The 23,653-nt window shown below is 68.6% G+C and carries 28 protein-coding genes; 11 read left to right on the forward strand and 17 right to left on the reverse strand.

The genetic code is table 11. The features are described from left to right. Positions 1-25 precede the first annotated feature (25 nt). Complete coding sequence (locus ELQ90_RS00820) at positions 26-1,447, reverse strand: MFS transporter (protein ID WP_208020534.1); 1,422 nt, start codon at positions 1,445-1,447, stop codon at positions 26-28. Positions 1,448-1,551: 104 nt separating this feature from the next. Between ELQ90_RS00820 and ELQ90_RS00825 the strand changes: the two genes are divergently transcribed. Beyond that, a complete protein-coding gene (locus ELQ90_RS00825; RefSeq protein WP_243695945.1) occupies positions 1,552-2,292 on the forward strand; it encodes an SDR family oxidoreductase in 741 nt (246 codons plus the stop codon). Between the two features lie 149 nt (positions 2,293-2,441). Here the strand turns inward: ELQ90_RS00825 and ELQ90_RS00830 are convergent, their stop codons facing one another. Continuing rightward, positions 2,442-3,272 carry a helix-turn-helix transcriptional regulator gene (locus tag ELQ90_RS00830; protein WP_128493378.1) on the reverse strand — a complete coding sequence of 277 codons (831 nt, stop codon included), beginning with the start codon at positions 3,270-3,272 and terminating at the stop codon, positions 2,442-2,444. Between the two features lie 78 nt (positions 3,273-3,350). Beyond that, complete coding sequence (locus ELQ90_RS00835; RefSeq protein WP_128493379.1) at positions 3,351-3,743, reverse strand: nuclear transport factor 2 family protein; 393 nt, start codon at positions 3,741-3,743, stop codon at positions 3,351-3,353. A gap of 188 nt (positions 3,744-3,931) precedes the next feature. Here ELQ90_RS00835 and ELQ90_RS00840 point away from each other — a divergent pair, with 188 nt between their 5' ends. From ELQ90_RS00840 to ELQ90_RS16485, 5 genes are all read left to right on the forward strand, one after another. Then, positions 3,932-4,993, forward strand: a complete 1,062-nt coding sequence (locus ELQ90_RS00840; RefSeq protein WP_128493380.1) for an aldo/keto reductase — start codon at positions 3,932-3,934, stop codon at positions 4,991-4,993. Positions 4,994-5,144: 151 nt separating this feature from the next. Next, entirely contained in the window at positions 5,145-5,792 is a 648-nt protein-coding gene (locus ELQ90_RS00845) for a TetR/AcrR family transcriptional regulator (protein ID WP_128493381.1), read from the forward strand. Then, positions 5,785-6,144 carry a nucleoside triphosphate pyrophosphohydrolase family protein gene (locus ELQ90_RS00850; RefSeq protein ID WP_128493382.1) on the forward strand — a complete coding sequence of 120 codons (360 nt, stop codon included), beginning with the start codon at positions 5,785-5,787 and terminating at the stop codon, positions 6,142-6,144. Before ELQ90_RS00845 ends, ELQ90_RS00850 begins: the two co-directional genes overlap by 8 nt. Positions 6,145-6,187: 43 nt before the next feature. Further along, entirely contained in the window at positions 6,188-6,775 is a 588-nt protein-coding gene (locus ELQ90_RS00855; protein ID WP_166408750.1) for a GyrI-like domain-containing protein, read from the forward strand. Between the two features lie 209 nt (positions 6,776-6,984). Then, a complete protein-coding gene (locus ELQ90_RS16485; RefSeq protein ID WP_166408752.1) occupies positions 6,985-7,143 on the forward strand; it encodes a hypothetical protein in 159 nt (52 codons plus the stop codon). On the opposite strand, the gene ELQ90_RS00860 is transcribed toward ELQ90_RS16485, so the two are convergent. Further along, positions 7,133-8,230 carry a hypothetical protein gene (locus ELQ90_RS00860; protein ID WP_128493384.1) on the reverse strand — a complete coding sequence of 366 codons (1,098 nt, stop codon included), beginning with the start codon at positions 8,228-8,230 and terminating at the stop codon, positions 7,133-7,135. The genes ELQ90_RS16485 and ELQ90_RS00860 overlap by 11 nt on opposite strands. Positions 8,231-8,405: 175 nt before the next feature. Between ELQ90_RS00860 and ELQ90_RS00865 the strand changes: the two genes are divergently transcribed. Both ELQ90_RS00865 and ELQ90_RS00870 read left to right on the forward strand, forming a co-directional pair. Beyond that, positions 8,406-8,861: a carboxymuconolactone decarboxylase family protein gene (locus ELQ90_RS00865; RefSeq protein WP_128493385.1), complete on the forward strand. Its 456-nt coding sequence runs from the start codon at positions 8,406-8,408 to the stop codon at positions 8,859-8,861. A 53-nt stretch (positions 8,862-8,914) separates the two neighbouring features. Then, the gene (locus tag ELQ90_RS00870; RefSeq protein ID WP_128493386.1) at positions 8,915-10,549 is read left to right on the forward strand and encodes an FAD-dependent oxidoreductase; all 1,635 of its coding nucleotides are present in this window, start codon (positions 8,915-8,917) and stop codon (positions 10,547-10,549) included. Positions 10,550-10,608: 59 nt separating this feature from the next. Here the strand turns inward: ELQ90_RS00870 and ELQ90_RS00875 are convergent, their stop codons facing one another. The 6 genes from ELQ90_RS00875 to ELQ90_RS00900 form a co-directional block, all read right to left on the reverse strand. Continuing rightward, entirely contained in the window at positions 10,609-10,938 is a 330-nt protein-coding gene (locus ELQ90_RS00875; protein WP_128493387.1) for a nuclear transport factor 2 family protein, read from the reverse strand. A 77-nt stretch (positions 10,939-11,015) separates the two neighbouring features. Then, positions 11,016-11,681, reverse strand: a complete 666-nt coding sequence (locus ELQ90_RS00880) for a trimeric intracellular cation channel family protein (RefSeq protein WP_128493388.1) — start codon at positions 11,679-11,681, stop codon at positions 11,016-11,018. Between the two features lie 90 nt (positions 11,682-11,771). Beyond that, a complete protein-coding gene (locus ELQ90_RS00885) occupies positions 11,772-12,470 on the reverse strand; it encodes an alpha/beta fold hydrolase (protein WP_208020535.1) in 699 nt (232 codons plus the stop codon). A 330-nt stretch (positions 12,471-12,800) separates the two neighbouring features. After that, entirely contained in the window at positions 12,801-13,283 is a 483-nt protein-coding gene (locus ELQ90_RS00890; RefSeq protein ID WP_128493390.1) for a pyridoxamine 5'-phosphate oxidase family protein, read from the reverse strand. A 298-nt stretch (positions 13,284-13,581) separates the two neighbouring features. Continuing rightward, positions 13,582-14,076, reverse strand: coding sequence for an SRPBCC family protein (locus ELQ90_RS00895; protein ID WP_128493391.1), 495 nt, complete (start codon positions 14,074-14,076; stop codon positions 13,582-13,584). Beyond that, positions 14,073-14,444: an ArsR/SmtB family transcription factor gene (locus tag ELQ90_RS00900; protein WP_128493392.1), complete on the reverse strand. Its 372-nt coding sequence runs from the start codon at positions 14,442-14,444 to the stop codon at positions 14,073-14,075. Before ELQ90_RS00900 ends, ELQ90_RS00895 begins: the two co-directional genes overlap by 4 nt. 149 nt (positions 14,445-14,593) lie before the next feature. On the opposite strand from ELQ90_RS00900, the gene ELQ90_RS00905 reads away from it, so the two are divergent. Both ELQ90_RS00905 and ELQ90_RS00910 read left to right on the forward strand, forming a co-directional pair. Next, entirely contained in the window at positions 14,594-16,024 is a 1,431-nt protein-coding gene (locus ELQ90_RS00905) for a M20/M25/M40 family metallo-hydrolase (protein WP_128494077.1), read from the forward strand. Further along, positions 16,021-17,184: a carboxylate-amine ligase gene (locus ELQ90_RS00910; protein ID WP_128493393.1), complete on the forward strand. Its 1,164-nt coding sequence runs from the start codon at positions 16,021-16,023 to the stop codon at positions 17,182-17,184. The genes ELQ90_RS00905 and ELQ90_RS00910 overlap by 4 nt, the downstream gene beginning before the upstream one ends. On the opposite strand, the gene ELQ90_RS00915 is transcribed toward ELQ90_RS00910, so the two are convergent. The 3 genes from ELQ90_RS00915 to ELQ90_RS00925 all read right to left on the reverse strand — a co-directional run bounded on the left by ELQ90_RS00915 (position 17,138) and on the right by ELQ90_RS00925 (position 19,477). Continuing rightward, positions 17,138-17,998, reverse strand: a complete 861-nt coding sequence (locus ELQ90_RS00915; protein WP_128493394.1) for a pentapeptide repeat-containing protein — start codon at positions 17,996-17,998, stop codon at positions 17,138-17,140. The genes ELQ90_RS00910 and ELQ90_RS00915 overlap by 47 nt on opposite strands. A gap of 21 nt (positions 17,999-18,019) precedes the next feature. Next, positions 18,020-18,568, reverse strand: a complete 549-nt coding sequence (locus ELQ90_RS00920) for a hypothetical protein (RefSeq protein WP_128493395.1) — start codon at positions 18,566-18,568, stop codon at positions 18,020-18,022. Between the two features lie 183 nt (positions 18,569-18,751). After that, a complete protein-coding gene (locus tag ELQ90_RS00925; RefSeq protein WP_128493396.1) occupies positions 18,752-19,477 on the reverse strand; it encodes a hypothetical protein in 726 nt (241 codons plus the stop codon). Positions 19,478-19,749: 272 nt separating this feature from the next. Here ELQ90_RS00925 and ELQ90_RS00930 point away from each other — a divergent pair, with 272 nt between their 5' ends. After that, on the forward strand, positions 19,750-21,228 hold the full coding sequence (locus tag ELQ90_RS00930) for an amidohydrolase (protein ID WP_128493397.1): 1,479 nt from the start codon (positions 19,750-19,752) through the stop codon (positions 21,226-21,228). A gap of 25 nt (positions 21,229-21,253) precedes the next feature. Here the strand turns inward: ELQ90_RS00930 and ELQ90_RS00935 are convergent, their stop codons facing one another. From ELQ90_RS00935 to ELQ90_RS00950, 4 genes are all read right to left on the reverse strand, one after another. Continuing rightward, entirely contained in the window at positions 21,254-21,826 is a 573-nt protein-coding gene (locus tag ELQ90_RS00935; protein ID WP_128493398.1) for a YdeI/OmpD-associated family protein, read from the reverse strand. A gap of 37 nt (positions 21,827-21,863) precedes the next feature. Continuing rightward, the gene (locus ELQ90_RS00940) at positions 21,864-22,457 is read right to left on the reverse strand and encodes a hypothetical protein (RefSeq protein ID WP_128493399.1); all 594 of its coding nucleotides are present in this window, start codon (positions 22,455-22,457) and stop codon (positions 21,864-21,866) included. 218 nt (positions 22,458-22,675) lie between these two features. Further along, complete coding sequence (locus ELQ90_RS00945; RefSeq protein ID WP_128493400.1) at positions 22,676-22,915, reverse strand: hypothetical protein; 240 nt, start codon at positions 22,913-22,915, stop codon at positions 22,676-22,678. Positions 22,916-23,355: 440 nt separating this feature from the next. Continuing rightward, positions 23,356-23,619, reverse strand: a complete 264-nt coding sequence (locus ELQ90_RS00950; protein WP_128493401.1) for a hypothetical protein — start codon at positions 23,617-23,619, stop codon at positions 23,356-23,358. Between the last annotated feature and the right edge of the window lie 34 nt (positions 23,620-23,653).

The following is a 23,653-nucleotide window of genomic DNA, read 5'->3' on the forward strand; positions in this document are numbered from 1 at the left end:
GTGGTGTTGTGTATCAAGGATATGATCAGCGGGCTGTGACGCGGGGGCTATGCACGGGCTGCTCGGCCGCCTTGGCGACCGGCCTCCTGATCGTGAAGATCGCGACCACGGTCGCCACGGCCGCGAGTCCCGCGCCGGTGAACATGGCACCGGCGAAGCCGGGGATGAACTGCCCTTCTACCGCACCGGTCGCATAGACGCTGACCGCGACCGCGATCCCGACCGATCCTCCGACCTGCTGCGCCATCTGCAGCAATCCCGATGCCGAGCCGGTGTCGTCCTCGGGGACCGCGTTCATCGCCGTAAGAGTACCGGCCGTAAAGATGAGCGCCACTCCGAGTGCATGGACGACAAGCGGAACGACGACGGCGACATAGGATGCATTCTCGTTCAGCGGCGCCCAGAGCAGGAAACTCGTAGCGACAAGCATTCCCCCGATGACGAGTGGGATGCGAGCGCCGAAACGAGCGACGATGCCCGGCACCCATCGAGTGACGATGAACACCGTTGCGGTGAGGGGCAGGAAAGCGAGTCCGGCAAGCAGCGGGCCGAAGTCGAGAACGCGCTGCAGGAACTGCACGATGAAGAACAGCATGGCGGCATGGGTGCCGACGATCAGTCCCATGTTGATGAGAGCGCCGACGCGCGGCGTGTGTGTCAGAAGGTGAACGGCGACGAGAGGGTTGGCCGAACGTCGTTCGATCACGACGAGCACGGCGATGAGGACTATGGCCAATCCGAAGAAGAGAACGGTGCTGACTGAACCCCAGCCCCATTCTCCCGCGTAGATGAAGGCCCATACGATCCCGGCGGATGCCAAGCTGGCGAAGACCGCTCCCGGAACGTCGAAGGCGTGGGTTCGGCGCCGATCGCTCTCGTTCACGAGCCAGGCCACGGTCGCGATGACGACGATGCCGACCGGCACGTTGATGAGGAGCCCCCATCGCCAGGAAGCCAGATCGGTCAACAAACCGCCGAGAATGAGACCAGCCGACGACCCGATCGCGGAGGTCGCAGTGAACAACGCGAGCCCCTTCGCGCGAGCCGCTTCGTCTCGCGCCATCGTTGCGATCAGGGCCAACACGCTCGGTGCGGCCACGGCCGCACCGATCCCTTGGAGGACACGAGCGGCGACGAGCATGATCGGGTCGATCGCGAGACCTCCGAGCAGCGACCCGAGCATGAACACCCCGGTGCCCACCGCGAATACCCGTACGCGGCCGAACGCGTCGCCGAGTCGGCCACCGAGCAGGATCAACCCCCCGAAGGCGAGAGCATAAGCATTCGGTACCCACGACAGGGACGCGGCCGTGAAGCCGAGTTCTGCTTGTACGGCGGGCAGGGCGACGGTCATGACCTGAGCGTCGAGCTGCAGCATGAGCTGCAATGCCAACACCGCCGACAGGGCGAAGGCCGCAGTACGGGGCTTGTTCGAGACGAGAGACACCGAATCTCCTCAAAGGGAATGAACGGAGAGCACCTCCGTTTCTATCTAAGGTATCCGGAGAAGCCCTCCAGATATTCCCTACTACGTGAATGAGGACAGAAATCATGCCGTCTCCAACCGAACGCATCGCTCTCGTCACCGGCGGATCACGAGGAATCGGAGCCGCCATCGTGCAACGCCTCGCCGCAGACGGGTACACCGTGGCCTTCACCTATGTGTCATCGCACACGGCAGCCGACGCGCTCGTCGACACCGTGCGGGATGCCGGCGGGACCGCGATCGCCTATCAGGCCGACGGGACGGACGAGGAGGCCTTCGCCGCGGTCGTCGAGTCCGTCGTCAATCGCGCCGGAGGGCTCGACGTGCTGGTGAACAGTGCCGGGGGCGGCACCTGGAGTGAACTCACCGAACTGCCAGTGGCGGAGATCGACTCCATGATCGCCATCAATGTCCGCGCACTGGTCCTGGCGACCAGGGCCGCCATCCCCCATCTCCGCGAGGGCGGACGGATCATCAATATCGGCAGCGTGAACGCCGACTACACGGGTTTCGTCGGGGGTTCGGTCTACTCGATGACCAAGGGAGCGGTTGCGAGCTTCACGAAGGCTCTCGCACGCGAGCTCGTACCGCGCGGACTCACCGTCAACAACGTGCAGCCCGGGCCCGTCCATACCGATGCGAACCCCTCGGACGGCCCCGCCGGAGAGACGCTTCGTTCTCGCATCGCCGTGGAGCGGTTCGGCTCACCCGTCGAGGTCGCTGCGCTCGTGTCGTACCTGACCACACCGGAGGCCGCCTTCATGACCGGTGCTTCCCTGAACATCGACGGCGGCTTCAGTGCCTGACGCCAGGGGGCCCGTAAGCGAAGGCGACCGTCTACTGCTTCACCCCACGATCACGAGCTATGCAGAATGAGGCGAGCTCCCGCTGACGGGGGGCCGCCCCGGCGGGCGCGAGCGTCGCCGACACCGGCACGAAAGCTCTCCCGTCGCGCCTAACGCCGCGCTCGTCGCGTGGCGTCGATCGCTCCCAGCAACGCAAGGGCGTCGGCACTCGACGACCCGACAGGAGCGGTCGCAACGGTGAGCTGCTGGCCCGGCGCATCGCGAACGTCGAGCGTCTGGTAGGTCAGTTCCACTCGACCGATGTCGGGGTGGTTGATGACTTTGTAGGTGATGTTTAGTCCTGACACGGTGTGATCCGCCCAGAGGGTGGCGAAGTCACTGCTCTCCCGCAGGAGGCGTTCCACGAGGGGCGGAACGGCCGGGTACGGAACCGGGAATCCGGCAGCGAGCCGGATCGCACTGACGGACGCTCGCGCGACGACGTCCCACTCGACGAAGTAATCACGGGCGGCGGGCTCGAGGAAAATGAACTCGAGCCCGCCGACCTCGAGTTGTGTGGGACCGAGCAGCGCCCTCGCGGTGGCGTTGGCGGCGATCACCCGAAAAGCCGGGTCGACCACATAAGCCGCAGCTCCAGGAAACGCATCCATCAACTGAAGCAGTTCCGCACTGACGGTGTCCGGCGGCGGCTGGAATGTGGGGGCAAGCATGGCGAGCCGATAGGCATGCTGACGAGCGTCAGGACTGAGTCGGAGCGCTCCGCAGAGCGCATCGACGACCTGAGCCGACGGTGTGCGCTCGCGGCCCTGTTCGAGCCGGGTGTAATAGTCGACGCTCACTCCGGCCAGGACGGCGACCTCCTCCCGGCGCAGCCCCGTGACACGACGGCCGGCGACGTCAGGTAGTCCCACATCCTGGGGAGCGACGCGGGCGCGCTGCGCCCGGAGGAAATCTCCGAGAGGACTGGGCTGGACCGGCATGGCCTTCACGTTAGTCGACCTCGCAGCGCCCACGTCGGGTCGTCCGTTCGGACGACGCGGACCCTCCGGCGCATGGCGTCACTCGTTCCCGTCGCGCGCGGTGTTGACCATCATGAAGCTCTCGCAGAGCTCCGGCGTTCGGAACGTCACGGTCCACTGGTTGTCGAAGTCACCGAGCTTCGTGTATCGGCCCACTCCTGTGATGACAGCGGTGGGGCCGTCGATCGAGACGATCTCCCAGTCGAAGCTCCAGCCGCCCTGCTGCCAGTCCCACCGGCTGCGCCAGCCGGAGACGATCTCGTCCCGTCCGATCCAATCCGTCTCGTACGGGCTCTCGTGGTACTCGCCGTCCTCCGTGAAGAGTCCGGCGATGTCGTGCGGGTCGTTGGTCTTCCATGCGGTCAGGTAGCGGTCGACCCAGGAGGTCACGGTGTCGGTGGTGATGACGAGGTCATTCGTGTTGGTGGTCATGCGTCCACTGTGATCGGGGAGACCCTGACCGGGAAGGGTGCGCTTCCCAGGGTGTGCGACACCCACCCTCGTCCTCGCCGGCTGCGGGGTGGGTGGGTGCGCCGCACCCCGTGTGGCTCGCCCTTCTTGCGACCGGAGCGGGGCCCAAGACTCGAATCATCCAATCGGACATCGACTTCGGAGGCACCATGACCACCCACTCCTACCGCACGCTCGGCTCGACGGGACTGCGCGTCAGCCCCCTGGCACTCGGCGCGATGAACTTCGATGACGGCACCTGGGGCTCTGCCCCGGAGACGTCCTTCGACATCCTCGATCACTACCTGGATGCGGGCGGCAACTTCATCGACACCGCCAATCAGTACAACGGAGGGAAGTCCGAGCAGACACTCGGCGACTACTTCGAGCAGCGACGAGGGGTCCGCGACCGTGTCGTCCTCGCGACGAAATTCGGCGGCACCCTGCATCCGGCGGACCCCAACGCCGGCGGCGCAGGACGAAAGGCGATCTACACGCAGCTCGACGAATCACTACGCCGCCTCAAGACCGATTACGTCGACCTCTACTGGATGCACCAGTGGGATCGGCATACCCCGATCGAGGAGACCCTTTCCACCCTCGACGACCTGGTACGGGCGGGAAAGATCAGGGCGATCGGCGTCTCGAACGTGCCGGCCTGGTGGGTAGGCCAGGCCGTCGGGCTCTCGGGAGCACGCGGCTGGGAACGCATCGCGGCACTTCAAGTCGAATACTCGCTGCTCGCCCGTACGCCCGAAGGAGAGCAGTTCGGGGCGGCCCGAGCACTCGGCCTCGGCGTCACCCCCTGGAGCCCGCTGGCATCCGGAGTGCTCTCCGGCAAGTACTCCCGCGCCGTGCGCGCAGTTGAGGGATCCAGCCGGTCGGGTTACGCCTCCCCGAATCTCACTGAGGCCACGTTCGTGCTCCTGGACGCGCTCGCGGAGATCGCCGACGAGCACACCGCCACTGTCGCTGCGGTCTCGCTCGCGTGGGTCCGGCAGCAGGCGGAGGTGACATCGACCTTGATCGGCGCTCGGACAGTCGAACAACTCCGGGCCAACATGGCCTCGATCGAGGTCGTCCTGTCCGCCGAGAACGTCGCACGGCTGTCAGCTCTGACGGAGCCCACCCTGGAGTACCCCATGAACGTCATCCGCGGTTTCGCCACCGGCTTCCTTCAGGGAGACACGACGATCAATGGTTTGAGCTCCACGGCATTCAGGCGTGAATGAACGTCTCCTCGATGCGGCTCCCGCTCCATCATGGACGCGCCGTGGGAGAAGTTCCGGCCCTCCGACAACCTGCCGTCGCTCTATCTTCGAGCCCGTTTCTGTGTCACACTGACTTATGTAGTGATCACTAAGAAAGTAGTGAGGACATGACATGGCGGTAACCGGACGGCCCCGCGGGTTCGATACCGATCAGGCGCTGGACGCTGCGGTCGACGTTTTCTGGCGACGTGGTTACGACGGCGCGAGTGTGTCCGAACTGACTGCGGCGATGGGCATCAAGCCGCCGAGTCTGTACGCCACATACGGGGACAAGGCGCAGCTCTTCCAGGCGGCGCTCCGTCGCTATGTGGAACGCAACATGGGCTACGTCACCGATGCCCTCGCGCAACCCACCGCTCGCGGCGTGGCTGAGGCCTTTCTCACCGGCAACGCGCTGGCGGTGACGATGCCCGGATCCCCGGCGGGTTGCCTCTCAGTGCAGGCCGCGGTCGCGACGGAGGGATCCACGCAGCTTGCCCTGCTCACGGAGAACCGGACACGTATTCAATCTCTCTTCGCTGATCGATTCCGCCGTTCCGTCGAGCGGGGCGATTTGCCAGCGGATGAGGACCCAGATGAGCTCGCAGCGTTTCTGATCACCGTCACGAGCGGCTTCGCCATCCGGGCAGCCGATGGAGCGCCCCGAGAAGTCCTCTTGGCCATGGCGCGCCGCGCGATGGTCAACTTCCCCGGAGAGCACAGCGCCCTCAGTCCCACTGATCACCGCCCCACCGACCCGAAGGAGCCGACCCATGCCTGAATTCACCCCGTCTCTGTCCACTGCTCGAGAACAAGCCCTCGCCGTTCGCTCCCAGTACGAGGTGTTGGAGGAGCGCTTCAACGGGAAGACCTGGTCGCTCCACGAGCTCATGATCGGCTTCTCCAATGACGTCGGCTACATCGGTCGTCTTCTCCTGGCCCACGACGGAACCTGGGGCATCGACGGCGACCCGCGCGCCGAGCTCGAGCACAAGCTCGCCGAGTCGATCTGGTGGGCATTCGTCCTCGCGGACAAGCTCGACATCGACCTCGACGAGGCGTACGCCAAGACGATGGCGAGCATCAGCGCGGGGCTCGATTCCACGATCGACCGCACCGACCCCGCCGCCTAGAACCTCGAGGCCACCCTGACCACCACCGATTGACGGAGTAATGATGACCACCACCACGCTCACCGAGCACCTCCACGCATCCGACGAGCCCGAATACGTGCACACACCCTCCGTGGATTACGTCGCCGTCCTCGGTGACGGCGCCCCGGGAAGCGATGAGTTCTACCGCAAGAAGATCCTCGTCTCCGACATCGCGCGCATTCTCAACAAGAGCGACGAGACACCGGTTGTAGAGATCCAGTTCTGGTATCCGGAGAACTCCGCACGAGTGGAGATCGCCGACTTCTACAGCGTGAACCCGATCCCATCGCTGCTCTACCGGGTGCTCGCCCAGATCCCGAACGGAACCACCGATGCGGAGATCACCGACGCGCGGACCCGAGCCGAGAGTGTCGCGGACACCGCCTCGGACGAGGTGACGTCATTCACGATCCCCGGACAGGATGTGGTCCAGGTCATGCATCACGGACCGTTCTCGGAGGAGTTCGCAACCCTGGCACGCCTCGGCGATTATGCACAGGGTCGGAGCCTGCACAGGGCCGGCCCGCATCACGAGATCCACCTCGACGCCTTCACGCGCACGACCCCGCAGGACACCCTCCGGACGATCCTTCGCGATCCCGTCGACTGAGGTGTCTCAGGCGGGGAAGGTTCCCCTGCGCGCAGCACGAGCGAACCGCTACCGTGACGTCATGGCGAACCTCACCGAGCCGCATGACGGAGACGTCGCCGCGTTCCTCGACTCCGTTCTCGATGAGCGGCGCCGCGCGGAGGCCCACGCCGTGCCTGCCCTCGTGGAAAGAGGACACCGGGACACTCGGCGTGATGTGGGGACCATCGATGGTGGGATTCGATTCGCGGCCCTACACGAACACGACCGGCACGCAGGACTGGTTCGTCGTGGCTCCCCACAAGGCAGCGCGCACGATCTACGACGACTACGCACCCGCCGGCCCTCTCTTCGACGAGCTCGGTAGCCGGTACTCGACTAGATGGTGAGCGTCCGCGGGCTCGGGTACGGATGCCGCGCGCCCTCGAGGAGAGCGATCGCGGCCAGGGCGAAGCCGACGACGCCGAGCACCAGGGTGGGGGCCTCGTCGGTTCCCGTCATGATCGGCAGGTCGAGGATGTTCATCACGGTGCCGAAGGAGAAGAGGAACTCGAAGAGGATCAGAGCGACTCCGGCCGCTGCAGCGAGGGCTCGCGCGGACGACGGGCGGAGCCAGCCGTCGCGCGAGCCGAGTGCGAGGAGGACGACGGTGGCGCTCACACCGACCACCATCACCGCGATCCCGATGACGTTCACCAGCACGACGGCCCCGCCTTCCCCGGATGCCGCGAGCGCTGCGTCGATCTCGGCGAGCGACATCCCGGGAGCGGCGAGGAGCGGCCGCACCACGAACGCCACGACACCGCACGCGACGGTGAGCAGCACGAGGGGGACAGCGAGGGGTGCGATGCGGAAGGAGTTCCGGGGACCGCGACCTGCCGAGCCCAGGTGTGCGGACCAGGAGAGTGCGGCGAGCGCGCAGCCCATCGAGGTGAATGCGACGAGCGCGAGGAGCAGGCTCGCCTCGGCGGGCGCGAGTGCGCTCACAGCGGCTGCGGCGACCATCGCCCCGAGCGAGACCGACGCGGCCGTGCGGAGGTGCCGCGCTCGTGACCCGAGCACCGGGACGACGAGCGCGAAGAGGGCGACGGCGGCAACGGCCGCGGCGATACCGAACAGGCCGCCGATGGCGTTGAAGACGGTCGGGTCACCGAACACCCAGCCCATGCCGAAGGACAGGACCGAGAGCACCGAGGTCGCGGAGAACGCCGCCCCGAGACGGAGGCGGCCGAGCGCCACGACGTGCGCCAGTCGCGGGTCGGCGGGCGAGCGGCGGTCGGCGGTCACGACGGCCTGCATGGCTGCACGTACGAGAGCGCGTGTGTCGCGGGGCGAGGCGGAACGAGCAGCGGCGGTCCACCGCTCGGCGGCGTCGGCCTGGTGCGCCCATGGCAGCAAGGACGCGAGGAACCGCAGCAACGCGTCGGTGAACCCGGCTCCGGCGCCGGCGGCGCGTGAAGGGATGGAGGTCGTCATCGTTGCTCCCAGCCGGTCGCCCGTGCGACCCTGTTCCGCACTCTAGGGGGCGGCCGAGAAGGGGGCAATGAGCGCCGTGCACGTGACACTGCGACCCCTGGCGCATGGATCGCCTCAATGGTGAGATCGTTGACTCAGCGCGTGCTGGTGAGCACCGCCTGCGAGAGGAGTCGCGATGCGTCCGTACATGGACAAGGTCATGCCCGGTGCCTGGAAGGCCGCTGGAACGTTCGCGATCGCTGTCGGAGAAGAGGCGCTGCGTCAGGGGCTCTCGCCCCAGGAGATGGAGCTGATCAAACTCCGCGCATCGCAGATGAACGGGTGCGTCTACTGCCTGGATCTGCACTCCCGCAAGGCGCGGGCCGCCGGTCTCAGCCAGCAGAAGCTCGACATCCTGCCGGCCTGGCGCGAGACGGACCTGTTCGACGACCGCGAGCAGGCGGTACTCGCCATCGCGGAAGCGGCGACCGTGCTCCCGCTCTCCGAGGAGTCAAAGGCCGATCTGTTCGGTGCCCGCACCGTACTCGGGGACGAGACTTTCGCCGCTGCCGAGTGGATCGCCGTCACCATCAACGCGTTCAACCGGATCTCGATCCTCAGCGGGCACCCGGTGCACCCCCGCGGCGAGTGACCGCCGGCTTTTCGTCGTCGCTATCGGCCACTGCGGCTCGGTAGTTTGTCCTCATGCAGACCACCTATCTGGGTCCCGACCAGTTGCCGGCACTCACCGACGCGCAATGGGAGCGACTGATCACCTTCGGCGTCGCCGAGGACGTCACAGCCGGGGACTACCTCGCCCGCTCGGGCGACCGCGAGTACGACCTCGTCCTCGTCGACACGGCCGAGGTCGAGGTCGTACGCGACTCGTTGTGGTGGATCGGCGAGACCATTCTCGGGACGCTCGGCCCGCGTACCTTCGTCGGCGAACTGAGCCTGCTCAACGGGCAGGGCGCGTTCCTCTCGTCGCGCGTCACCCGGGACGGACGCATCTTCCGCGTCTCGCGCGCGTCGCTCCGTCGCCTCATGAGCGAGGACGACGAGCTCTGCGACCTCGTGCTGCGGACGCTCTGGCACCGCCGCGAGTCGCTGCGGAAGGGACCGGCCGCGCTCACGCTCAAGTTCGTCGGCGAGGAGTCGTCGCGTGAGTTCCACGCGCTCCGGCGGTACGCGGAGCGGCTCGATCTCGTGCACACCGCCACCTCGTCCACCCCGGCGCACCTCGCCCTGCACGAGATCGACCCGCAGACCTTGCCGATCGCCTACATCCAGGGCGAGGCGCTCACGAACGCCACCCCTGGCCTCGTCGCCGACCGGCTCGGGCTCAGCTACAACGGTGACGCCGACGAGGTCGTCGATCTCGTCGTGATCGGCGGCGGCCCCGCCGGTCTGGCCGCCGCGATCTACGGGGCGTCCGAGGGCCTCGAGACGGTGCTCCTCGATGCTGTCGCGCCGGGAGGTCAGGCCGCCGCGACCTCACGCATCGAGAACTTCCTCGGCTTCCCGTTCGGGGTGAGCGGCAGTGAACTGATCGGACAGGCGTCACTGCAAGCGCTCAAGTTCGGTGTGCGCGTCTATGCGCCGTGCGAGGCTGTCGACCTCCAAACCGTGAACGACACTCTCGAGATCACCCTCACCGACGGGCGCATCATCCATGCCCGGTCGGCGATCGTCACCTCCGGAGCCTCGTACCGCCGCCTCCCGCTCGACCGCTGGTCCGACTTCGAGGGCGCCGGGATCTACTACGCCGCGACCCAGCTCGAGCTCCGGCACGTGATGGAGTCGCCCGTCGTCGTCGTGGGTGGAGCGAACTCTGCCGGTCAGGCCGCGCTGTTCCTCGCCGCCGGCGGCTGCCCCGTGCGGCTCGTGGTGCGCGGCGGCGACCTCCGAGCCCGGATGTCGACCTACCTCGCCGACCGCCTCGTCGAGGACTCCCGGATCGAGGTCGTGACGGAGGCGAGCGTGACCGCGCTCGACGGCGGCTCGTCGCTCGAGCGTGTGTGCATCGACCGGCTCGGCGAGGTCGACGCCCGCGGGCTGTTCTGCTTCATCGGGGCGGAGCCCGCGACGACGTGGCTCGGAAGCCTCGAGCGCGACACCGCCGGCTTCCTCCGCACCGGCACCGACATCCCCGCGGCCTCGCTCGGATCCACGTGGGCGCGTCTCGGCCGGGAGCCGCTCCCCTTCGAGACGTCGCTCCCCCGCGTCTTCGCCGCGGGGGACGTCCGCCGCGGCTCCATGAAGCGTGTCGCTGCGGCTGTCGGCGAGGGTTCGAGCGCGGTCGCCTCGGTGCACCGTGCTCTCGCGGGCCTCACCGTCTGACGCGAGCGATGCTCCGCGAAGCGCTGACAGGTTCATGGCATCGACCCGACGGGAGCACCTCAGCGGAGGACATTGACCGACATCGATCGGATCTCGTGTTCCGCGAGGACGAACGTGAAGCGGTGCGACTGAGGGCCGTCGGGTGAGACGCCGTCGACCTCCGCATCGACGACGTGCTCCGTGCCGCGACGGAAGGCCGTGATCGGGTGGATCAGCACCGGGGGGATCCGCGAGAACCAGGCGGCGATCTCGCTCCGCCCGTGATGGGGTCGATCCTCGTGCGTCACCGTCCCGTCGGGGGTGAACAGCGAGCACAGGCCCTCGTAGTCGCCGTCGTTCATGGAATTCAGTGCGGCCGTGATGATCGGGGCCGTGTCAGTCGTCGTCATGTCAGTTCCTCTCCTCGAGCGGTCGTTTGGCCGCCGTGGTCGATGGCCCCGCGCACGGAAGGCGGGGTCGTGGTGGTTCACGATCGCTTCGGTGTCCGGGGATGGGTTCGGGTGGCCGGTCGCTGCTCGGGGAAGGTCCAGGCGAAGACGATGGCGAGGAGGCGGACGGTCGCGGTCACGATGATGCAGCCGACGGCGGCGATGGGCACGGAGACCCCGAGCTCGATCAGCAGAACGAGGACCCCGACCCCGGAGCCGGCCGCGACGGCGTACAGCGTTCCGACCTGCAGGAACGAGACCGGCAGACCGAGGGCGGTGTCACGGAGCATCCCGCCGCCGATCGCGCCGATGACGCCGACGACCAGTGCGCCGACCTCGCCGACCCCGAGGGAGAGCGCCTTGGTGGCGCCGATCGCGCCGAAGAGGCCCATGACGGCCGCGTCGAGCACGGTGATCAGCCAGGCGGCGTGAGTGATGAGCGGTTGGAGGATCATGCCGACGAGGGCGGCAGCGCCGGCGACGACGAGATACCAGTTCATCCAGATCACCACCGGGGGTTGGTTCAGGACCACGTCCCGGAGCAGGCTTCCGCCGAGCGCGACGATCAATCCGATGACGAGGACGCCCAGCACATCGATGCGACGGTGGCGGGTGTCGGCCGCGAAGAGCGCCCCCTGGAGTCCTCCCAATCCTGCAGCGAGCAGCTCGACCCAGAGCGGCACCTGGAACGTCGCGACGGGCATGATGCTCCTCTGGTCGGACCCGGGGTCGGCTCGCAATCTCGGGCGAGCCGACCCCGGCGGGTGATTGTCAGTGAGGACGAGCCCCGGCTGTCACCGCGCCGCGGAGCTCGAGGCGGTGACGATGACGTCGGCGACGGTCTCGGCCTGCGAGATGAACAGGGCGTGGCTGCCCGGGACGTTGGTGATGTCGGCGCCGATGCGCGTCGCCATGTGCTGCAGCATCGCCTGGTCGAACGCCTTGTCCTCGGTGGCGATGACGGCCCAGCTCGGCTTGTCGCGCCATGCGGCCACCGTGACCGCCTCTCCGAACACGGCCATGTTGACGGGCACCTGGCTGTCGGCCAGGAACGCAGCGTCGGCCTCGCTCAGATCGGCGGCGAATCCCGGACGGAAGGCGTCGCGGTTGAGGTGGCCGAAGCCGTCGTCGGTCACATCGATGACGAACTCGGGCGTCGCGGCGAAGCCCTCGTACTGCTGCCCGCTGGTCTCACCGGCATCCGGGATGAGAGCCGAGACATAGACGAGGCCGGCGACCTTCGGGTGCACACCAGCCTCCGTGATGACGGTGCCGCCCCACGAGTGGCCGACGAGGATGGCCGGACCGTCCTGAGCATCCAGGACGCGTTTCGTCGCCGCGACGTCGTCGGCGAACGAGGTGAGCGGGTTCTGCACGATCGAGACGCGGTAGCCGCGAGCGGTCAGCAGGTCGTAGACCCGGCGCCAGCCGGATCCGTCGGCGAAAGCCCCGTGTACGAGGACGACGTTGGTGATGTCTCCGGTGGTGGTCATTACTCTTCCTTCCATATTCGGCTCCGATGAGCCGGGCGGGTTGTCAGGGAGGTGTAACGCTGGCTGTACGCAATATATTGCATACGGGTTGCGGCAGGCAAGAGCACGCGTCGACGCGCCTTCATCGCTCGCGACCGCACGACAGTGAACCGGGGAGTTCAATGAGGTGCGACGAACTTGCGAAGCCGGCCGCCCTCTTTGACGGTCACTGAGCCTGTCGAAGCGCGACACCCTTCGAGGAACAGGACACCCTTCGACAAGCTCAGAGACCGAAAAGGGCCGCCACGCAAGGTGACGGCCCTTTCAGGACTCAGGAGATAGGAGGGAGCCCTACAGGTCGACCTTCTCGTTGTCGGCGTCGAGAGTCTCGCCCGTCACCTTCGACTTCACGAAGCTCATGAGCGAGGCGACCTTGCCGCCGGGGCTGTCCCAGTACTCGGCGCTGTCGGCGGAGAACTTCAGCAGCGTGACGTTCGGGTCGGAGGGGCCCTCGGGGAACCACGCCTCGACGGCGCCGTTCCACAGCTCCTCGAGCTTCGCGTGGTCGTCGACGAGGTCGGCGGTGCCGGAGAGCGACACCCACGAGTCGTTCGAGCTGAGCGAGACGCCGACGCTCGGGTTGAGGGCGATGTGCGTCACGGCCGACGCGTTGCGGCCGATGATGAACCACAGGTCGCCGTCGAACTCGCGCTCCTGGACGGTGAGGGGGTGGGCGACGAGCTTCCCCATCTCGTCGACCGTCGTGAGCATGGCGAAGCGGAAGTCCTTGAGCAGTTCGGCGACCTTCGCGGTGCCGTCGGTGGTGTCGGTCACGGTGGATCCTTTCGGTCGGGCCGCCCCGGCGCAACGCGGTCGTCGTGCCTCTTCCGAGCGGGAATGACGGCAGCCTATGCCTGCACTCTCCGCGACCGCCTGGATGGCCGGGGGCGTTGCATCCGCCCGGGATGTCTGCTCTCGCTGAGGCACGACGGCGCGGGTCGGGTCCTCTCGGGAGCAGGTCCCGCAGCGCGCGGACGACGATCTCGGGCGACTACTCCGCCCCGAGGTGGGTTTCGTGACGACACACGTCGAGCCTCCTGACAACGGGACGCCAGTGCGGTGTCGGCCGACCCTACTCGCGCGGGCTCAGGCCACCGACGTAGGACGCGAGATTCGCGAGGGTCTGCGTGCCGCCGTCGACAGCGTGGTACTTCTCGACCGCCTCGTCCCGCTGCTCCCTCGTGGGGAAGACGGTCCGCATCTCGACGCGGGTCGCGTCGCCGTCGGAGTCGAAGGCGATGACCGTCTCGAAGGTGTTCGGGTCGTCACGCGACTCCCCGTGGCGGAAGGCGATCCGCGCGGGCGGAGTGATCTCCGTCCACGTGATCCACTCGCTGTAGTCGGTGCCGTCCGGACCGTGCATGACGAAGTCCCACTCGCCGTCGGCACGGAACTCGAAGGACCGCGTCGTCGTCGTGAACCCTTCCGGCCCCCACCACCGGGACAAGTGGTGCACGGCCGTGAAGGCCTCGAACACCAGTTCCGCCGGCGCATCGATGACACGCGAGATGACGATCTCGCGGTCCGCTGTCCCCGTGGGCGTCGCGCCCTGATCCGTCGTACTCATCCGTCCTGCTCCTCGTCGTGTCGTCGCTCTGTCTGTTGCTGTTGCTGTTTGAGGTCCTGCACGTACGCGTCGAGGCGGTCAAAGCTCTCGTTCCAGAAGCGCTCGAAGCCACCGGACCACTCGTGCACGGAACGCAGTCCACGGGCATCGAGCCCGTAGACGCGCTGCTTCCCCTCGCGGTGGTCGCGCACGAGCCCGACCTCCCGCAGGACCCGGAGGTGCTTCGACGTTCCGGGCTGCGGGATGCCGAGGCGCAGCGAGAGGTCCATCACCGGGAGGTCGCCGTCGCGGAGCAGCATGAGGATCTCGCGACGCTTGGGTTCCGCGATCGCGTTGAAGACGTCGGACGTCGTTGCTGCTCGTGCCATGGTTCGATCCTATACCCATATGGGAATGCGTCAAGTGGATGGAACCTCGCTCACACGGGACGCCCGGCCAAGTCAATCCCGACGTGGCGGGTCAGCTCGGCGGTGTGCAATGAAGCGAGAACGAGAGCAAAGGAGCCCACGTGACCACGATGCCATCCGCGTTCACTCCGGTCGGTGCGGACCCGGATGAAGTCCGGTGCTACCTCGAGGAGCACCGCGCCGAGTTCCGAGCCGAACTCGCGGAGTGGGTCGCCATCCCCTCCGTCGCCGGCATGCCGGAGCATACCGACGATGTGCGCCGATCCGCCGACTGGCTCGTCGCGCGCTGCGAGCAGCTCGGCTTCCCCACGGCGGAGGTGTGGGAATCCGGCGACAGCGTCGGCGTCTTCGCCGAGTGGATCGTCGATCCGGACCTGCCGACAGCCCTCGTCTACGGCCACCACGACGTCCGGGCGGCGAAAGCGGAGGAATGGACGGTCACGTCGCCGTTCCAACCGGCGCTTCGGGGCGACCGGCTCTACGGCCGGGGATCCTCCGACGCCAAGGGTCAGCTGCTCGCTCACCTCTGGGCCATCCGGGCGCACCTCGACGCGAGCGGTGACGACACCCCGGCCGTGAACCTCCGCCTCATCGTCGAGGGGGAGGAGGAGCTCGGCTCTCCCCACTTTCGCGAACTGCTCGAGGAGCATCGCGATCGCCTGTCGGCGGACGTGATCGTGTTCTCGGACACCCTGCAGTGGCGTGCCGGGGAACCGGCGCTCTGCACGAGCGTGCGCGGCATGATCGGTGCCGAGCTCGAGATCCGCGGGCCCCTCAAGGACATCCACAGCGGGGCGTCCTCAGGACCGGCGCCGAATCCGGCGATCACTCTCGCAACACTCATCGCCGCTCTGCAGGACGAGTCCGGCCGTATCGCCTTCCCCGGGTTCTACGACGACGTCATCGAGATCTCACCGCAGCGGCGGGCCGAGCTCGCGGCACTCGAGTACTCGGACGACGACTGGTTGGACCGCACCCACACCGAGACGACCGAGGGCGAGGCCGGGTACTCGGTCCTCGAGCGCTTGTGGGAGCGGCCATCCCTCGAAGTCGTGTCACTGCTCGCGGGCGATCCGCTGGGCATGCCGCGAGCAGTCATCCCGTCCGCGGCGACCGTGTCGCTCAGCATCCGGACGGTCGAAGGACAACGCGTCGCCACCGTGGCCGATCAGCTGCGCTCCTTCGTCGAAGAGCACGTCCCGGACGGATACGGCTACGGCCTCTCGGTGGCCGAGGAGACGGGCCAGGAGCCGTACCGAACGCCCGAGACGTGGCACGTCGACGCGCTCGATCGCGCCATGCGCATCGGCTACCGAGTCACCTCCGTCGGTCGCATGGGCAACGCCGGCGGTGGACCCGCCGACCTGCTCGCGACCCTGATCGGCGCTCCCGTCCTCTTCTTCGGGACCGGGCTCCCCGAGGACTACTGGCACGACTCCGACGAGAGCGCCGATCTGCGCGAAGCGCTCGCCGGTGCCGCGACGCTCGCGCAGCTCTGGCTCGAGATCGCCGCCGGCCCCCAACCGGACGACCCGTCATGACCACAGAGCGAGCGGCCCTCCGCACGATCGGGGTCGAGGAGGAACTCGTCCTCGTCGACGCCGAGACCATGCGGCCCCGAGCCGTCGGCCCGGCGATCGTGGCGGCCGCGGCGGGACCGTCCGGAAGCAGTCTCGAGGCGGAGATGAAGCAGGAGCAGATCGAGGTCATTTCTCCTCCGAGTGCGACGCACGCCGAACTGCTCGACTGGGTCCGGCGCGGACGGCGACGAGCCGACGCCGAGGCGCTGCGCCACGGCGCGCGCGTGGTCGCGACGGCCACGAGTCCCGGGGCGCTGTCCGCGAGCCTCGCGCACGGCGACCGCTACTCGAGGATGGCGGAGCGGTACGGCATCGTCGCTCGGGACCAGTTCACGTGCGGGCTGCACGTGCACGTCGCGATCGACTCGCCCGAGGAGGGCGTCGGTGTCCTCGACCGGATCCGGTGCTGGCTCCCGTCGCTTCTCGCCCTGAGCACGAACTCGCCTCTCTGCCACGGCGCGGAAACCGGCTATCGCAGTTACCGTTATCAGACGTGGGGGCGATGGCCCACCTCGGGTCCGACCGAGGTCTTCGGCGGAGTCGAGCGCTATCGCAACATCGTGGCGGCCCTGGTCGCGTCGGAGGCCCTCCTCGACGAGGGCATGATCTACTTCGACGCGCGGCTGTCGCGGAACCACCCGACCGTCGAGATCCGCATCGCCGACGTCCCCCTCTACGCCGAGGATGCGTCGCTGCTCGGGATCCTCGCTCGCGCTCTCGTCGAGACGGCCGCCATCGAGTGGCGCACGGGTACGCCGCCCCCGACCGTGCCGACGCCCGTACTCGTCGCGGCCTCCTGGATCGCGAGCAAGGACGGAGTCACGGGCTCTCTCATCGACCCCCACTCGAGCTCACGCGTGCCGGCGGCGCACGTGCTCGAGTCCCTGCTCGACCACGTCGGCGTCGCACTCGCCTTGTCGGGAGACGCGGCGGTCGCCGTCGACGGCGTCGCGCGGATCCTCGCTCGCGGCACGGGTGCCGACCGGCAGATGACCGTCTGGCGACGCTCCGGCGACATCGGGCAGGTCGTCGCCGACGCCGCGCTCGCGACGATCGACGCGGGGGCCGCGCGACTCAGACCCAGTGCGACGGACGGTGGACCGCGCGTGGCAGCCGTGTGAGGGCGTCGCCGCGAGCCGAGTCGAGCTGCGGCTGAGTCACGAAGAGGGCAGCCGAGAGATCGGCGCCGCGCAGATCCGTGTCACGCAGGTCGGCGCCGATGAGGTCGGTGAAACCGAGGTCCGCGCCGCTGAGGTCCGCCGCGATGAGGTAGCTGCCGCGCAGGGTGAGCGCCCGCAGGTCGGCGCCCGCGAGTCGAGCGCCCATGAGGTCACTGCGCGGCCCGACCTTCTTGGGTCGCTTGCCGCTCGGCCGCGGTGCTCGCGCTCGCACGGCCGCACTCACCCGCCCGAGCAGTTCGACGACGACGTCGCGGTGGGTGTTCAGGTCCGCGGCGAGCACCTCCTCGGGCGTCCCCTCCGCGATCCGCTCGGTCTCGTCGAGCACCGCGGTCACCTCGGACCGCAGCTCGGAGTCGAGGAGCGGGGAGAGCGACACCGCCTCACCCAGATACCAGAGCAGTTCGTGCACCTCGCGCATGAGCGGGAAGACCGCGAACATCGAGCGGCGGACCGCCGGGTCGTCGCGCCAGCTCACGCCGCCGAACGTCGACCGCGCCACGTGCTGACCCGCCCCGAAGCAATCGAAGACGGTGCAGCCGCGGAAACCGCTCTGCCGGAGGCGATCGTGGATGCGGCAGCCGTCGTCGTCAGCGAGATTCACGCACGGATCGCCGGCAGGCTTGTCGACCGCGAAGTCCGCCGACCGTGCGAAAGCGAGCGCCACGCAGCAGAGCCCGACGCACGAGGCGCAATCCGCCTTCAGGAGGTCGCGCCGGTCACCCCGAGCAGGGATGGGCGGTGCCGCGTCGACCATGACCTCTCCGTCGCACGCCGATCAGCGCGCGGCGGCCTCCGCGGCGTAGACGCGTTCGAGCTCCTCGGCGCCGAGAGACGCGCCCGTGCCATCGCAGAGCGACCCGCCCACCATGTGACGCGTCATACGGCCACCCGACTCGTTGATCTGTGCGTCGTGCGTCTCGCCGCACCCCGGGCAGGTCGCCGCGACGGTGCGGCGCCCGACCTGTCGTCCACTTCCGATGCACGTCATCGCGTGAGCGGTGTGCGAAGCGAGCAAGGTGGCCCCGCCGACCGACGTCGTGCCGACGAGCTCGCGGCAGACCGGGCAGCGCATGGTCGAGGCGTCCGCGAGGTTGAGCGGGGCGGCGACGGGCTTCCGGACGCGGGGGGCTGCGGGTTCGCGCGGCGTGGTCTGCGACGAGGAGGCCCGCTTGCCCGGGGAGCGCTTGGCGGCGGGCGCCACGCGAGGAGCGAGACCCGACCCGCGGCACATCGTGCCCTGACGGCGATGGTCGACGACGCGACCGTCGGCGACGTCGACCGTCTGTCGACAGATGGGGCAGACCCCGGTGCTGGAACTGGGCATGATCATCCTTCGGGGGGAAGTGGAGGTGGGGGGCGTGCGGGCCGCGTCGACGCGCGCCCGCGGGGCGTCGAGCGTGCTCGGGGCACGTGACTCCAGGGTACGCGATCCGGCGGGAGGCGGCGCCGGTCATCACGCCGCCGAGCGCTCTCCTCACGCCACCGACCGCTCATCGACGGATGAGTGTCAGCCGTGCAGGGCTTCCAGGCGAGAGGGGGCCCCGTGGTCGATCGTGTGGTCTCGGGATTCCGCGGCGGCCTCGAGCATGCGGAAAACGACCGACAACTGGTCACGGCCCAGCTGGCGGGCGATCTCGGGCACCGCGAGACCGGCGCGCACGGACGAGTGCAGGGTCCGAAGCTCTGCGCCCGTCCAGGGCTGACCGAAACGGCGTGCGAGAGGATCCGCGACGGGCTCCGTCGCTCCGAACACCCGGCGCGCGAGTTCCTCGATGATCGAGCAGGGCTCGATGGCGAGCTCGACGGCGAGCTCGTCGAGGAAGAAGCCGACGCGGTACAACGAGACGAGCCCGTCGCTCTCGGGCTCGATCCACTCGTGGGACAGCCGGTAGTTGTGGGTCGCCATGGCGCGGAGGTCGCGAGCGGGGATCGGGCGCCACGGAAGCACGGTCGCGCTCGGGACCGCGTCGTCCATCACGAGGATCGATCGGTCGCACTCCGGCTTCGTCCCGTCGGCGGAGGACGCCTCGCCGGTGACGAGCGCGGATGGTGCGAAACCACTCGCGAGGGGACCGGCGGCCGTGTCGCCGATCGTCGTCATCTGCGGGGCCGAGCGCGCCTGGCGTCGCTCGAGGTACTGACCGACGAGGATCGCGGCCACGACGACGACCGACGCGGCGCCGAGGATCACGAGCGCGGTGAGGACGTCGAGGGTGTCGACGGTGAGAGGCACGGCGGTCACCGCCCCGTCGAGGGGCGCGACAGACGGGCTCCGGGTACGACGCGGAAGGGGGCGGACGCGGGTGAGTCCATGGTGTTACCTCTCTCGGGTGAAAGGATGACCCTCCCACGCTACGAGCTTCCGGAGGTTTCCGCGTCTCCCCGTTCGAGGCCGCCCCGAACGGGTCACGCCGAGGGTCCTCCGGGTGTGGTCCGGTGAAGCGTCGGCGAGCCGTCACGGGGACTGCGGCACGCTCGTCGGATTCCTGGATAAAGTGATGCTCGATGACCCCCCTCGTCTTGCGCTCCGTCCGCCTGCCCGGCGACACGGAACCCGTCGATGTCCTCGTGCGCGACGGCCTCGTCCACAGCATCCAGAGCGCCGGAACGGCCCTTCCCGTCGGCGGCGACGCCGAGGAGATCGCCGCGGACGGCCGCTACCTCATCCCCGGCCTGTGGGACGAGCACGTCCACGCGACGACGTGGGCCCTCACGTCGAAACGCGTCGATCTCTCGCGTGCCGACTCCGCACGGGAAGCGGCCGAGATCGTCGGCGCCTTCCTCACCGACACGGCCGGGCCGAACGACACCCTCGTCGGGGTCGGCTTCCGCGATGCCGTCTGGGGCGACGAGCCGTCGCTCGAGGCTCTCGACGCCGCGGGGGGCGGACGCCCCGTCGTCCTCGTGAGCCACGACCTCCATTGCGTCTGGATCAACTCGGCCGCCGCGTCGCGGTTCGAGGTGACCGTCGGAGCGGACGGTCTCCTGCGCGAGGAGGCGGCCTTCGATCTCACCCAGGCCCTCGCTGCACTCCCGGAGACACTCGTCACGGCGTGGATGATCGACGCGGCGGACGCCGCCGCCGCCCGAGGCGTCGTCGGCATCGTCGACTTCGAGATGAGATGGAATCGCGAGGACTGGCTGCGCCGGTTCTCCGCCGGCTTCCGGTCGCTGCGCGTGGACGTGGGCGTGTATGGGGAAGACCTCGACGCCGCCGTCGCGGAGCGCATGCACACGGGCGCCCCGCTCTCCGAGGCGTCGGCCGACCTGCTGCGCGTCGGGCCCCTCAAGGTCATCATCGACGGTTCTCTCAACACCAGGACGGCGTACTGCGTCGATCCGTATCCGCACGGCGGCCACGGCGTGCTCTCCGTGTCCGAGACCGAACTCGTCGATCTCCTCACCCGGGCCAAGGCGGCGGGCTTCACGCCGGCCGTACACGCGATCGGCGACGCGGCCAATCGAGTCGCCCTCGACGCCTTCGAGCAGGTCGGGATCACGGGCCGCGTCGAGCACGCCCAGTTCCTCCGACCGGAGGAGCTCGCGCGGTTCGCCGCCCTCGGCGTCACCGCGAGCGTCCAGCCCGAGCATGCTCTCGACGATCGCGACACGGCCGAGGCCAACTGGCCCGGCAGGACCGATCGCACCTTCCCCCTGCGGTCGCTGCTCGACGCCGGCGCACGGCTGGCCTTCGGCTCCGATGCGCCCGTCGCACCGCTCGACCCGTGGGTCACGATGTCGGCGGCCACGGCGAGGGCCCGTGACGACGGTCGTGAGCCCTGGCACGCCGAACAGGCCGTGACCCGACTCGAGGCCCTGGCCGCCTCGACGCGCGGTCGCACGCGAGTGGAGGTCGGCGACGTCGCCGACCTCGTGCTCGTCGACGCCGATCCACTGACGGCAGCGGACGAGGTCTTCCGTCACATGCCCGTGGCGGCAACTCTCCTGGCCGGTCGCTTCACCTTCCGCTCGACGGCCCTGTAGCCGGCGGGGGAGGACCGCCGCGCTCTCAGCGGTAGTGCAGCTCTCCGCGCGCCGCCTTCTCGACGACGTCCGCGATGCGCGCCGCCCGGACAGAGGGCGTCTTGATGGAGCCGAGCCGGAAGTAGATGCGGAAGCGTTCGACGGCGGACAGCCCCGCGATGAAGGCGGCGGCCTCCGGGTTGGCGTCGAGAGCCGCTTGGAATTCGGGTGACGCGACGGCGTCCTTCTGACGGTACGCCGCGTCCCAGCGTCCGTCGGCCTTCGCGCGAGCGATTTCGGCGTAGCCACCCTCACGCATGCGACCCTCGTCGATGAGGCGCGCGACGTGCTCGCGGTTGATCTGCGACCACGGGCTGTTCTTCCGACGCGGCGTGAACGCCTGCAGCGTGTAGTCGTCGTCGAAGCGGCCGGCCTGACCGTCGATCCAGCCGTAGCAGAGGGCGACGTCGAGGGCCTCCGACCAGGTCATGCCCGGAGCGCTCGACGTCTTCTTACGCAGCTTGAGGCGCACGCCACCGTCGTCGGGGGTTCCCGCGAGATACTGCTCCCACTCCTCCACCGTGACGTCGAGGATGGGCTTGTCCGCGAAGCTCACCATGGCGCCCAGCCTAAGACCGGATGCGGGCCGGACGAGATCAGTCGTCGAAGCGGACGGCGCTCGGTCCGGCGTCGGTATCCCCCGGCAGGGAGGGCTCCCCGGTCTCGGGGTCGACGGCCGCCGGCGGCAGAGGGTCGGCCGTCGGCGCCGCCGCATCCGCCTGCGCCGACTCGGACCGGGCGATGTCGTCCTGCGGGAGTGCCGCGGCCGGCACGTCCTCGGGCACGTAGACGCCGATCGGGCCGACACGGGCCGGCTGGGAGGAGTCGCTCGAGGGCGTCGCTCCAGTCGGCACGATCTGCTCGGCCGCCACGGGAGTGACGGCGGGCGTGTAGACGCCCGCCGGCTCGTAGGCCCCGAGCACATCCGGGGCGCTCTGCCCCTCGTAGGCGTCCGCGACGCCGAGCGCGGGCTCCCCCTCGAAGACGGCCGCCCCCTCGTAGGGAGTCGGGGCCTCGAAGACGTCGGCACCGGTGTAGACATCGGCCCCCGAGAAGGCGGGATCACCGATATCGGCGATCGGAGCGCGCGGGCTCTCTGCTCCGACACTCGTCGCGACGCCCTCGGGCCTGCTTTCGTGGCCTCCCGCAGCAGGGTCGTCCGGGCGGGGGTTCGCGTTCTCGGCCGTCATGCTGCCAGCGTGCCACACGTGGAACGGCCCCTCCAGGGGGTGGAGCACGAAAACGGAGACGACCGCCACGCGCCGCCGGGAAAGCGGCGCATGGCGATCGTCGGCCGCGAGCAGGGACGGCACAGGTACCCCGCTCGGCGGCGGCGTCTCGAGCGGACGCACCCGCCGGAGACGCGGAGTGCCGACCGACCCCCCAGCAGGTCGGCACTCGGGGAGGGTCACGCGCCGCGCGCGATCTCCTCCCGGGCTGAGAGCTGGGCGATCTCGAAGCCGAGCATGATGGCTCCGGCGCGCGCACCCTTGAGGCTGCGGCGCGCGATGGCCACGTCGTCTTCGGTCACCGCCCAGGGGAAGCCGTCGCCCAGGTAGGCGATCTGCTCCGCAGGGAGTCGGTTGAGCAAGCGGTCGGCCTTCTGGATCGTTTCCCAGATGGTGTCTTCGTCGATTCGGGTGATCATGGCTAGGGCTTTCTTTCGGGTTCACTACAGAAGAGCGCGCTCGACGAGATTCATGACGCGGGTACGTCAAGAAAAATCGGAACACGGTCGGGACGGCGGGGCTAGCACCGTCGAACCCCCGCGTTATCGGGAAGATTCCAGGCTGGGACGGCCTGACGGGGGGTTCAGGTAGGGCGGTTTCTCACGGTGGGATCGAGTTTCGGGTTCGATCTTCCGTACAGTTCTCTCTGGTCGGAGCACACCTGCGGCGAGCGCGTCAGATCGTGAGTGCCATTCGGGTAAAGGGCGCGGACGATCGCGATCGTTCAGGAGCACACCGGTCAGAAAACGTCATCGATTCGGGTAATCAACTCCGTCGTTTCTATTCGGGTGAATACCATCCAACGGGAATCCGAACTCTGCGTGTACCCCCCTTTCGGGCCGCACCCCTCGACCGACGTTCATGGTATTGGCCGATCGGGCCACACGCGGCGGGGCCCGCCCCACTCATCGTCGGTGAGGTCGGCGATCCGTCGACCGAGTTCGATGGCACGCAACCGGACGCCGATGAGGTGGGTGCGCGCCACGGCCACGTCCGCGTCGGTCACCGTCCACGGGAACGCGTCGCCCAGGTGCGCGATCTGCTCGGTCGGCAGCAGACCCAAGAGGCGGTCGGCTTTGAGCGTGCACAGCCAGGTGGCCTCATCGTCGATGAGCGCGATCATGCGTCCTCCTTCGTCCGTGCGCTGAGGCGTCGGC

It is taken from the genome of Labedella phragmitis (assembly GCF_004078635.1).
Taxonomy (GTDB): domain Bacteria; phylum Actinomycetota; class Actinomycetes; order Actinomycetales; family Microbacteriaceae; genus Labedella; species Labedella phragmitis.